Origin of the sequence: Cloacibacillus sp. (genome assembly GCA_036655895.1) — a bacterium.
In the GTDB taxonomy this organism is placed as follows: domain Bacteria; phylum Synergistota; class Synergistia; order Synergistales; family Synergistaceae; genus JAVVPF01.
Map to the genome: position 1 here is coordinate 19,875 of JAVVPF010000033.1, position 10,319 is coordinate 30,193.

At 48.2% G+C, this 10,319-nt stretch carries 14 protein-coding genes and 1 tRNA gene; 1 reads left to right on the forward strand and 14 read right to left on the reverse strand.

What is annotated here, in order from left to right; all coding sequences use genetic code 11:
• Positions 1-110 precede the first annotated feature (110 nt).
• The 7 genes from RRY12_10410 to RRY12_10440 all read right to left on the reverse strand — a co-directional run bounded on the left by RRY12_10410 (position 111) and on the right by RRY12_10440 (position 6,606).
• Entirely contained in the window at positions 111-767 is a 657-nt protein-coding gene (locus tag RRY12_10410; protein MEG2185081.1) for a GntR family transcriptional regulator, read from the reverse strand.
• Positions 768-827: 60 nt separating this feature from the next.
• On the reverse strand, positions 828-1,838 hold the full coding sequence (locus RRY12_10415; GenBank protein ID MEG2185082.1) for a C-terminal binding protein: 1,011 nt from the start codon (positions 1,836-1,838) through the stop codon (positions 828-830).
• 29 nt (positions 1,839-1,867) lie between these two features.
• Complete coding sequence (locus tag RRY12_10420; GenBank protein MEG2185083.1) at positions 1,868-3,151, reverse strand: TRAP transporter large permease; 1,284 nt, start codon at positions 3,149-3,151, stop codon at positions 1,868-1,870.
• Complete coding sequence (locus RRY12_10425) at positions 3,151-3,654, reverse strand: TRAP transporter small permease (GenBank protein MEG2185084.1); 504 nt, start codon at positions 3,652-3,654, stop codon at positions 3,151-3,153. Before RRY12_10425 ends, RRY12_10420 begins: the two co-directional genes overlap by 1 nt.
• 70 nt (positions 3,655-3,724) lie before the next feature.
• Positions 3,725-4,735 (reverse strand): DctP family TRAP transporter solute-binding subunit, encoded by a 1,011-nt coding sequence (locus RRY12_10430; GenBank protein ID MEG2185085.1) that lies wholly within the window; start codon positions 4,733-4,735, stop codon positions 3,725-3,727.
• Between the two features lie 36 nt (positions 4,736-4,771).
• Positions 4,772-5,761, reverse strand: coding sequence for a carbon-nitrogen hydrolase family protein (locus tag RRY12_10435; GenBank protein ID MEG2185086.1), 990 nt, complete (start codon positions 5,759-5,761; stop codon positions 4,772-4,774).
• Between the two features lie 29 nt (positions 5,762-5,790).
• Positions 5,791-6,606, reverse strand: coding sequence for a nitrilase-related carbon-nitrogen hydrolase (locus RRY12_10440; protein MEG2185087.1), 816 nt, complete (start codon positions 6,604-6,606; stop codon positions 5,791-5,793).
• Between the two features lie 269 nt (positions 6,607-6,875).
• On the opposite strand from RRY12_10440, the gene RRY12_10445 reads away from it, so the two are divergent.
• Positions 6,876-7,589 (forward strand): hypothetical protein, encoded by a 714-nt coding sequence (locus tag RRY12_10445; protein ID MEG2185088.1) that lies wholly within the window; start codon positions 6,876-6,878, stop codon positions 7,587-7,589.
• Positions 7,590-7,694: 105 nt separating this feature from the next.
• On the opposite strand, the gene rplA is transcribed toward RRY12_10445, so the two are convergent.
• From rplA to RRY12_10480, 7 genes are all read right to left on the reverse strand, one after another.
• Complete coding sequence (rplA, locus tag RRY12_10450) at positions 7,695-8,405, reverse strand: 50S ribosomal protein L1 (protein ID MEG2185089.1); 711 nt, start codon at positions 8,403-8,405, stop codon at positions 7,695-7,697.
• Between the two features lie 85 nt (positions 8,406-8,490).
• The gene (rplK, locus tag RRY12_10455; protein ID MEG2185090.1) at positions 8,491-8,916 is read right to left on the reverse strand and encodes a 50S ribosomal protein L11; all 426 of its coding nucleotides are present in this window, start codon (positions 8,914-8,916) and stop codon (positions 8,491-8,493) included.
• Between the two features lie 100 nt (positions 8,917-9,016).
• Complete coding sequence (nusG, locus tag RRY12_10460; GenBank protein MEG2185091.1) at positions 9,017-9,568, reverse strand: transcription termination/antitermination protein NusG; 552 nt, start codon at positions 9,566-9,568, stop codon at positions 9,017-9,019.
• An 83-nt stretch (positions 9,569-9,651) separates the two neighbouring features.
• Positions 9,652-9,834, reverse strand: coding sequence for a preprotein translocase subunit SecE (gene secE / locus RRY12_10465; protein MEG2185092.1), 183 nt, complete (start codon positions 9,832-9,834; stop codon positions 9,652-9,654).
• Positions 9,835-9,915: 81 nt separating this feature from the next.
• Positions 9,916-9,993 (reverse strand) — tRNA-Trp (locus RRY12_10470).
• A 21-nt stretch (positions 9,994-10,014) separates the two neighbouring features.
• Positions 10,015-10,164, reverse strand: a complete 150-nt coding sequence (gene rpmG / locus RRY12_10475; GenBank protein ID MEG2185093.1) for a 50S ribosomal protein L33 — start codon at positions 10,162-10,164, stop codon at positions 10,015-10,017.
• Between the two features lie 65 nt (positions 10,165-10,229).
• A partial coding sequence (locus tag RRY12_10480; GenBank protein MEG2185094.1) for a hypothetical protein occupies positions 10,230-10,319 on the reverse strand: 90 nt, incomplete at its 5' end.

The window sequence follows — 10,319 nt, forward strand, 5'->3', positions numbered from 1 at the left end:
CTTCGCGAGACCTCGGCAGGAGATTAAGCACTAGGCGCCTGCTGTCTTGAGTCATAGCTTTAGTATTCTATACTACGCGCGGAGATTTGTCAAAAAAATCAAAATAGAGGTTACAAGGCCCCTTGCTTGATCTTCAGCGTTCTCATCAGTCCGTCCATTATGAGGTTCATGTGGCGGTCAAGCGATATGAGCTCAGTGGGATTTTCATTCCACAGCGCCTGCATGATTGAATAATGCTCTTTGAGAATGATATCGGGACGCCGCTCTTCGTCCATAGCAAAAATTGAGATCCTTGTTATCTCGTCTGAGATGCTTTGCCATATTTTTGATAACACAGAATTGCCGAGATGGTCGATGATCGTCGTGTGGAAACGGAGGTCCGTTTTTACAAACTCTATGGATCGCGTTTTAAGTTTCTCCATGTTCTTTATTTCTACATCCAGTTTACCGGCCAGCACCCTGCAATCTCCGCGGATAAAGGTACAGCTCAAAGCATAATTTTCTATCATGCTTCTGACGGCAAAGACTTCGTTGCAGCGTGTCTCCGTAAGCTCGCTCACCTTTGAACGGCATCTGTCGTCGCCAATAAGCCAGCCCTCCTGCATCAATCTTTTTAAGGCCTCACGTACCGGGGTACGTGAGGTCGCAAACTCATCGGCCAACTGTCTTTCAAGAACAAACGTCCCCGGGAAACGACGCATTTCAATAATATCGTTTTTTATCTGTTGATAGATTAAGTTAGACAAATTAATATCGGTATTTATCATGCATCTCTCCGCTTTTATGTTTATCAGGAATATTATAATTCTTTCACGCTGGTTTTTGTTTTAATTCTCTTCAAACTTTCTGGGCGCCGCAGGATGATTAGACAGTCCTACCGGAGGAACTCCGTGTTTAAAATCAATTATCTCCTGCGCGGCCACGGTACGAGCTTTTCTATTGGAACCGGTGCTGTACCATCCGGCGTGAGGAGTAAATACGACCTTTTTATTACTGAACAGAGGATGTGAGAAGTCTCCTCTTTCAACATTAAGCTCATCTTCTATTACATCAAGGGCTGCGCCTGCAATTATACCATTATTTAACGCCTCGTTAAGGTCATCTCTGTCAACGTGCGGTCCTCTTGCGAGATTTAGCAAGAACGCGTCAGATTTCATCAACTTTAGGGTATCTTTATTTATCATATGGTAAGAATCTTTGGTAAGCGGCAAGTGCAGGCTGACGATATCGCCCGTCTTCAATCCCTCTTCAAGGCTTGATACAAGCCGTACTCCCAAAGTTTCAGCAAGCTTCGCGTCCGCGTAAGGGTCATAGGCGATGATTTCGCCAAAATGCGGCTTTATCTGCGAAGCGATAAGACGCGCTATCTTACCAAAGCCGACAAGAAATACCGAAAGCTCCCTAAGCGGACGAATGGTGAAGCTGCGATGGTTCCACTCTCTCTCGTATTTTATTTTATCGTTGTAGAAAGGGACTCTGCGTGCGACGGACATCATTAACGCCGTCGTATGCTCCGCTACTTCCGGGGTGCTGCAGTCTGGGACATTACAGACGGTGATTCCAAGTTCTTCCGCCTTTTTCAGCGGAATGTTGTCAAGCCCGATTCCCTGCCTGGAAATTATTTTGCAGTTTTTCATCCGCATCAATTCATCTTCAGAAAGGTTATTGTTTGCTATCAGCAAAGCATCTATTGTGGGAAGTATTTCCCAGAGCCCCTCTTTATCCAATTCGTCAATTACCGTTATCACAAAACCCTCCGGCAACAAAATTGGCTTTTCCATTTCACAGTCTTTTTCGCGATTGAACATACTATAGATCGCAACAGAATATTTTGTCATTATATTACTTTCCTTTCCTTTTTTCCGGTTTATACATTGACATACTTAAGCAGCACCGTAGATAGAACTGGCAGATAGGTAACTAGCAGCAAATCCAAGAGAAGGACCACTATCATCGGGCTGACGGCGAATATTATTGATTTTACCGTGGTGTCTTTTTGCAGGCTTTGAGCGACGAACAGGTTCACTCCGAGCGGCGGCGTCAGCATACCAATTGCCATATTTACTACCATGACCACCCCGAAGTGGATGAGGTCGATATTGGCCTGCTGAAGCAGCGGAAGGAATATTGGACCAAGTATTATTATGGCGGCGTTTGGTTCCATCAGGCAGCCTGTGATGAGCAGCATAATATTCAAGAACATAAGCAGCGAATATTTGTTGTTAGCCAGGCTCGAAAGCCCCTCCGCAACTTTCAGCGGTATCTGCTCGGTCGTCATTATCCATCCCATCGCGGTAGCGGTGGCGATAATAAGCAACACCATGGCCGACGTCGTTCCGGCTTCGTAAAAACTTATATAGACATTCTTTATAGACAGTTCTTTATATATTACAAAACCGACGAAGAGGCTATAGACACAGGCGACCGCCGCAGATTCCGTAGGAGTGAATAGGCCTCCATAAATTCCGCCAAGAATTATGATCGGCATCATCAGACCCCAAATGGAATTCTTCAACGATTTCCTAAGCCCTCCGGGAACGCGTTCTATATGGCTTTTCCATCCTCTTGCCCTGCATATAAAGTAACAGAGCACCATAAGCGAAAGCCCCATGATGATGCCTGGGATGACGCCGGCGACAAAAAGCTTGCCGATAGAAACGCCCAGCGATACCCCGTATGAAACAAAGAGGATACTTGGCGGAATTATGACTCCGATGATACCGGCCGCGGCCAATATTGCCGCAGAAAACGCTTTGCCGTATCCTTCTTTGACCATTGCAGGAACCATAATGGAACCGATCGCGACAACTGTTGCAGGAGCGGAACCTGAGATTGCGGCAAAAAACATACAGGCCAAGATAGAAACGTTAGCAAGGCCGCCATAGGCGCCGCCTACCACATTCATTGATAAATCTATGAGCCTTTTAGAAATACCGCCCCATTCCATAAGCCTTCCAGCAATCATAAAGAGCGGGATTGCAAGCAGCGTGAAAGAATCAGAGCCGGTAAACATCCTCTGGACGATAAGAAGCGGGGGGATAGAGCCGTCTGCCCATACCGCCAGAAACGAAGCGGCTCCCATGCAGATTGCCAGAGGAACATTCATTATACAAAGGACCGCCAGCGCGCAAAAAAGGACTTGCGAAACCATTATTCAACGGCCTCCTTTCCATTTTTGCAAATTTCCGAGATCCCCAAAACAAACTTGAAGAAATAGTGAAGGGCCATCAATCCGCATCCTACAGGAACCGCGGCATAAGCCCATGAGATCGGGATGCCGAGAGCAGGCGAAAGCTGGCCTGTTGAGGAAAGTTTGAAGAGAAATTTTGTGCCGATGACGGTTACCGTTATTGCAAAGGCCATACCTACCAGATTTACGGCGAGATCTTCGATTTTTCGAATAGGCTCAGGCAGTATTTGAACAAAAGCCTCTATCCCGATATGCGCGCCTTTCGTGACAGCCAGCGCCGAACCTATGAACGCCGCCCATACGCTCAGATATCTGGCGAATTCCTCTATCCATGTGATGCCAAAATGAAATACAAATCGTTCCAATACCGATACAAAAATCGCCATCGTTAAAACAAACAGAAGGAGGGCAACTATATATTCTTCCGCCTTTGTCATCAAGTTCTCTATTTTTCTTAATAACATCGTCCACATCTCTCTCTTAAGCAGTGATTAAAGGGGCCGTCGTTACGCGGCCCCTCCTTTGTTTTAGCGACTACTTCGCAGCCTTGGCCGAGGCGTCAAGAACTTGTTTTATCAGGTTTTTGCCAGCCTCTTTTTCGATAAGGGGAATAGCTCCGGCCTGTGTAACCTTCTTAAATTCATTGAGCTGCTGCGGGTTCAGCTCGGTAATGACGACTCCTGCTTTTTTCATGTTTACAAGAGAACGCTTTTCATCCATTGCGTTGAACTCGCGCTGTTTTGCACTCCAAGCGGAGGCGCCTCCAGCCACGATCTTCTTCTGCTCCGGCGAAAGTTTTTTATAGCTGTCGTTGTTCATGATAAGCACGAAGGGGCTGTAAAAATGACCGTCAAGCGTCAGGTATTTCTGGACTTCGTGCAGACGGCTTGATTCGATGAGAGATACAGGGTTTTCCTGACCATCGACCACGCCCTGTGAAAGCGCCGTATAGAGTTCACCAAACGGAATGGGCGTGGGAGTGACGCCCATTGAACGCATCATTGCTATATGGACCGGATTTTCCATCGTTCTGATTTTAAGCCCCTTGAGATCTGCGGGCGACTTTATGTTGCGCACTCTGTTTGTAAAATGCCTGAAACCGTTTTCTCCAAACGCAAGCAGCATCGTATCGGTCTTCACACCGAAATCTTTGCGTAATTTTGTTCCCATGGGACCATCTAAAAATTTATACGCTGTCGCTTTGTTAGCGAAAAGGTAAGGGATGTCCAGAGCCAGCATTTGCTTATCCAGATTGGAAAGAGTGCCAGAGGTAATGGAGCAAAGCTGGATCGTACCCATCTGCGTGCCTTCAAGCTGTTCTCTCTCATTGCCCAACTGGTTATTGGGGAATATCTTTACTTTTATCTCGCCTTTGGACTTTTCTTCGACATATTTTTTAAACGCTTTACAACCCTCATCATTTGTAGCGCCGACTGAAGGCGTAGGCCCTGAATGGCTTAATTTGAGCTCGATTGCGGCAAGAGACGCGGTGCATGTTGAAAAAAGCAGTGACAGTGCAGCGGCAACGGTAAATAGTTTTTTCATGATAACTCCACCTTATTTGAGATTTTTTTACTAAAATTATTCGGATTTTTCACTGTAAAACTCAACATGGTTCAATGGTGTTTCATTGACGAAAAGTTTAAAAATATCAGGGCGTGCGTAATGCCCCACCGGGTCAAAATCAATGCGGGCCTCCGCCAGCATGTTCATATCCAAATCGGCTACCAGTATTTCTTCCGTGTCATAAATAGGGCCGGCGAGGTACTCGCCAAAGGGGCTGATGATGGCGCTCCCGCCGTTGGTGACGGATCCCGCCTCATTGATGATGCCGGCAGGAATTTCAGCTTCCGGTACGACCGTTTCTATCTCCGGAGAATAGTCGCTTAATTTATAGCAAAGGTTTGCCGTAAGGACAAAGCATCCTCCCTCTCGGGCTATATGTCTTGCGGTGCAAAGCCATGATTCTCTGTAATCGGCGGTCGGAGCCATATAAATCTCTATCCCTTTGCTATACATGGCGGTGCGCAGAAGGGGCATATAATTTTCCCAGCATATAACGGCGCCATATCTTCCAAACGGCGCCTGGACGACGGTGAGGTCGCTTGCGTCACCTTCGCCCCATACGACCCGTTCTCCCGCTGTCGGCTTAAGTTTGCGGTGACGGCCGAGGTACTCTCCATCCGGACCAAAGAAAAGCATCGTGCAATATAGAGTTCCATGCCCCGCTTCCCTTTCTATACAGCCCATAGCAAGATGTATCTTATATTTGCCGGCGGCCTCCCTTAAGGCTTCGAAGATGGGGCCGCCCACCTCTACAGAATTTTCGTAATACCGTCTCCAGTCTCTCCGGCCGGCTGGAGATCTCCAACCGATAACGGAGCCAAAGGTGATGGCTTTTGGATAACAGGGGATGTACGCTTCTGGAAACATGACCAGCTCGCAGCCTTTTTCCGCAGCTTCCTTGATAAAGCGCATCGCTTTCTCAAGACAGGCCTCTGCGTCCATTAAAACAGGAGCAAGCTGCACGACTCCGACTCGCACGACATTTTGTTTTCTGCTTTCATTCATGGCTCTTCACTCCTCACTAATATAAAAAACTAGTTCACTAAATCTCTATAGAGGTGGGGCAGTCTTTTTTCAAAAACTTTAAGATAGTCGCGATTTTCTTTAAGTTTTGTAACATCTATTTTGGCGAAGAGACCGTCTTCGGTACCGGAGCATTCAGCAAGGACTTCGCCTGACGGATCGGAAACGAAAGAGCCTCCGCCAAAATCTATATCTCCAGAATAATCGCAATTATTTACCGCAACGGTATAAAACATGTTTTCGATGGCGTGGGCACGGATCATCGTGCGATAGAGGTCCATTCTGTTTCTCGTCCATTGGCTGCAAATAAAAAGCAGCTCCGCCCCTTTGAGCGCGTATATCCTTATCCATTCCGGGAAGCGTATGTCATAGCAAATAATGCTCCCGCATTTTATCCCGTCCACTTCGTATAGGCAGGGCTTGTCTCCATGGGTGAATACTCCGTCTTCGACGGTGATGAAAGGCACAAGGTGAGTCTTATCATAGAAGGTGACGAGTTCGCCGCGGGGATTGACTATTAATGAACGGTTGTAATAGTTATGATTCTGCGAGGCCATGATAGAGCCTCCGGTAAACCAGCAATTATATTTTTTTGAGAGCCTGCTCAAAAAATTTATCGCTTCTTCGCCATCTCGGTCTGCCAGAGCAGGAACCGAATCCAAAGCATATCCAACATCCCACAACTCTGGGAGAACGCAGGCCGTCGTTGTCTCCGACGGGGAATAATATTTTGAGAACCATCGTTCCACTGTCTCATAGTTGGTTTTTCTTTCTCCCAGCTTGACCGGGATTTGTACCATAGCGACTCTGATATTTTTTTCTTTCACACCAACACCACCTTTGTTAATTTTGGTATGCCATATAAAGTCTTGAGTGCCATAATAATATATAAAAATATTTGTTTCGTCAATAGTCTATTTGTAAATTTATATTTATAGACCATAAGTGATTATTATAACGATATGCGCACGCTTAACATAGTTGCCGGTAAATTCTCACAGAGCGCGCAGCTAACGTAATGATGTCATAATTTGACAGTCACAGAGCAGAGCTTTATAGGTTATAATTTCGGTATATTTTTAAGCGGAGGGATTTTATGAAAAGAACGATCTGCCTAATCTTGACGACGGCCCTTGCGCTGTGCGTCGCTACGTCGGCCTTTGCTAAGCCTGATGTGACGGAGTTCAGAAACAAGGACTTCAATATGGAGAGCATAAAGACGGTGCTGGTGCTGCCGGTCTTTTATGACGTTCAGCTGCCTCAGTCGGAGGCCTTTCTTACGGAGGCCGTGCAGCAGAAGTGGAGCGATATGACGAAGGGCCGTCAGGACAAACTGCCGTACCTTGTAAAGACGCCCAAAGAGATAGTGGAGCGTGACGCCTACGTCAAGGGCGTGCCAGCAGTGCCGATGTCGCCGCAGCAGGCGGCGGAGAAGGCTCTAGTGCTTGCCTCTGAATACGTGGACGGCCTTTTGATGTGCACTGTGACGAAGGCTGGAACGGCGGAGGTGCAGCATCCAGGAGAATATGTGACGCGCTACAGGTACGAGGACGTGCCCGTCTGGCGCAACGATCGCTGGGAAAAAGACCGCATCAGCATCCCCTATCAGGAATATAAGGCGCCGTGGACGGAGAGCTTCACTCAGGGCGGCGTGAAGATAGAACTGCGTTCCGCGAAGGACAACTCGCTCGTTTATGGCAATTCCGTCGTGGCAAGCACAGGCGAAGGCCTCTTCACGGAGGCGCCGCCGCTTTCAAAGCACATTCAGAACGTCGTGGAAAACGCGGCAAAGCGTCTGCCTGTGAAATAAGATCCCTTTCAAGTTTTCTTCGGACAATAAAAAAGTCCCGGCATTTCAAGCGTCAGCCTGAGATGCCGGGACTTTTTATTTGTTTTTATCAGTAAGAGAAGAAGCCTATTCGGCCGCGATCTCTTTCTGTGCCTGGAGCGGGTCGACTTGAATGCCGACGCCCATTGTTGACGTCAGGGTGATGCCCTTGACATAGGTTCCCTTTACGGCTGCCGGGCGGGCCTTTACGATGGCGCGGAGAAGCGCCTTGATGTTTCCGTAGAGGTTCTCGACGGGGAAAGAGGCCTTTCCTACCGCATTATGGGTGATTGCCGTCTTGTCGACGCGGAACTCAACACGACCGGCCTTGATCTCTTTGATGGCATCGGCAACATCGAATGTGACGGTATTGGTCTTCGCGCTCGGCATGAGGCCGCGGGGGCCGAGGACTTTGCCGAGACGTCCTGCTACCTTCATGATATCCGGTGTGGCGATTACCGCATCAAAATCAAGTCTGCCGTTCTGGATCTCTGCAACCAGATCTTCGCCGCCGACGATGTCCGCGCCCGCATCCAGAGCTTCCTTCTGCTTGTCTCCAAGCGCAAGAACGGCAACCTTTTTGGTATGGCCAGTTCCGAAGGGCAGCACTATCGTGCTGCGTACCTGCTGGTCTGCGTGACGGGGATCAACGCCCAGACGAATATGGATCTCAAGGCTCTCGTCAAACTTTGCCGTAGCGCATTCTTTCGCGAGGGCAACAGCCTCTGAGAGAGGGTACTGCTTTGCAAGATCTACTTTTTCGAGCAGCGCCTTATAACGTTTTCCTATTTTTGCCATTTTAATTTTCCTCCTTGTGGTAGTTTCGGGAGCCGAAGCGCCCTCCCACGTTCCCGGCCGAAAGGGCCGAAAACAGTTGTTTTGTCTAGCGCGTTATTTCGATACCCATTGAACGCGCGGTGCCTTCGATCATCTTCATTGCCGCTTCGATGTCGTTTGCGTTCAGGTCGGGCATCTTAAGAGCCGCTATATCCTGTACCTGTTTCTTGGAGAGCTTGCCGACTTTGTCCTTGTTGGGGACTGCGGAACCCTTGTCCTTGCCTGCGGCCTTTTTGATGAGGACGCTTGCGGGCGGGGTCTTCAGGATGAATGTGAAGCTGCGGTCGGCATATACTGTGATGACGACTGGGATTATCATTCCAACCTGATCGGCCGTCTTGGCGTTGAACGCCTTGACGAATTCCATGATGTTGATGCCGCGCTGTCCGAGCGCCGGTCCTACCGGCGGTGCGGGCGTGGCTTTTCCTGCGGGAAGCTGAAGCTTGAGCTCCCCAATAACCTTTTTAGCCATGGTGATGTTTCCTCCTTAGATTAAAACCTTCTCTTCTGGGAGAAGGCTGTTATTCTGTTGTCAATGTGCGCGGTACATAAAGACGATTCAGAAGAACGGATCAGATCTTTTCGAGATCGCTGTAATCCGCCTCTACGTCTGTTTCTCTCCCGAAGACCGTTATCCGGAATTTGATTTTTGCCTTATCCGGGTCAACCTCTACGACGGGGCCGGTGCTGCCGGCGAAGGGGCCGGACTTCATCTGCACCATGTCGCCTGGTTTGAGATCCACCTCTACCTTTGGTTTTGCGTCTTTCCCTATCTTATGAAGGATGTCCTCCGCCTCTTTGGGCGAGAGCGGTATTGGGTGGTTGCCGGAGCCGACGAAACCGGTGACTCCGGGAGTATGGCGAACGACATACCAGGATTGATCTTCAAGTATCATTTCCACAAGCACATAGCTGGGGAAGACCTTCCTTTTTACACGTTTGGTCTTTCCCTCTTTTATGGTGACTTTTTCCTCCATGGGGACGAGAACTCTGAATATCCTGTCCTCCATGCCCATGGTGGCTATGCGCTGATCAATGTTTGCCTTGACCTTATTCTCATATCCTGAGTAGGTCTGTACGATGTACCAGCGGCGTTCCTGTGTATTTCCGAATAATTCGCTCATGCTTAAAAGAGGACGCGAGTCCCCTTCACCTCCAGATTACAGTCGAGATCCATCCAATATTGTATTGTTTTACGAGAGATCAACTACTGGATAATCCTAGAGAATAGTCCAGTGAGAATCAAATCTACCAGCCCGAGATAGGCTGAAGCAACGGCTGTCACCACTATAACAATGATGGTTGAATACCATAACTGCTGTTTCGTGGGCCAAGTTACCTTTTTAAGCTCAGCTCTAGATTCCCGGATGTAGTCGAGGACCTTATCCATTAACCCCGACCTCCTCATTTTTCGACTTTTAGAATATGTTTTTGCTTGTTGCGTTTCCAGCCAAATTCAAGAGAATAAAAATGGCAGGCCTGGAAGGATTCGAACCCTCAACCCCCGCATTTGGAGTGCGGTGCTCTAACCAGTTCGAGCTACAGACCTGCGTGCAGAGGTTATTCTACCCTATTTGCCTTCTTTATGCAAGGTGTGCTTTCCACAAAACTTGCAATATTTTTTCTTCTCAAGCTTTTTTGTAGCCTTTTTTTTGTTGACGAGCGTCACATAGTTGCGGCGCTTGCATTCCGTGCACAGAAGACCGATGATGTCAGCCATATTACTTCACTCCAGACAAAAATTTGATTTAAAAAGGGCGGCAGATATGCGCCGCCCTTATAACGCTATGCGATGATTTCAGTTACGACGCCGGCGCCGACTGTGCGGCCGCCTTCGCGGACTGCGAAACGGAGCCCTTCCTGCATCGCTATCGG

Excerpts from the sequence above, each read along its gene's own strand:
- RRY12_10410 (MEG2185081.1), bottom strand. The coding sequence starts at position 767 with ATGATAAATACCGATATTAATTTGTCTAACTTAATCTATCAACAGATA.
- RRY12_10415 (MEG2185082.1), bottom strand. The coding sequence starts at position 1,838 with ATGACAAAATATTCTGTTGCGATCTATAGTATGTTCAATCGCGAAAAA.
- RRY12_10420 (MEG2185083.1), bottom strand. The coding sequence starts at position 3,151 with ATGGTTTCGCAAGTCCTTTTTTGCGCGCTGGCGGTCCTTTGTATAATG.
- RRY12_10425 (MEG2185084.1), bottom strand. The coding sequence starts at position 3,654 with ATGTTATTAAGAAAAATAGAGAACTTGATGACAAAGGCGGAAGAATAT.
- RRY12_10430 (MEG2185085.1), bottom strand. The coding sequence starts at position 4,735 with ATGAAAAAACTATTTACCGTTGCCGCTGCACTGTCACTGCTTTTTTCA.
- RRY12_10435 (MEG2185086.1), bottom strand. The coding sequence starts at position 5,761 with ATGAATGAAAGCAGAAAACAAAATGTCGTGCGAGTCGGAGTCGTGCAG.
- RRY12_10445 (MEG2185088.1), top strand. The coding sequence starts at position 6,876 with ATGAAAAGAACGATCTGCCTAATCTTGACGACGGCCCTTGCGCTGTGC.
- rplA (MEG2185089.1), bottom strand. The coding sequence starts at position 8,405 with ATGGCAAAAATAGGAAAACGTTATAAGGCGCTGCTCGAAAAAGTAGAT.
- rplK (MEG2185090.1), bottom strand. The coding sequence starts at position 8,916 with ATGGCTAAAAAGGTTATTGGGGAGCTCAAGCTTCAGCTTCCCGCAGGA.
- nusG (MEG2185091.1), bottom strand. The coding sequence starts at position 9,568 with ATGAGCGAATTATTCGGAAATACACAGGAACGCCGCTGGTACATCGTA.
- secE (MEG2185092.1), bottom strand. The coding sequence starts at position 9,834 with ATGGATAAGGTCCTCGACTACATCCGGGAATCTAGAGCTGAGCTTAAA.
- rpmG (MEG2185093.1), bottom strand. The coding sequence starts at position 10,164 with ATGGCTGACATCATCGGTCTTCTGTGCACGGAATGCAAGCGCCGCAAC.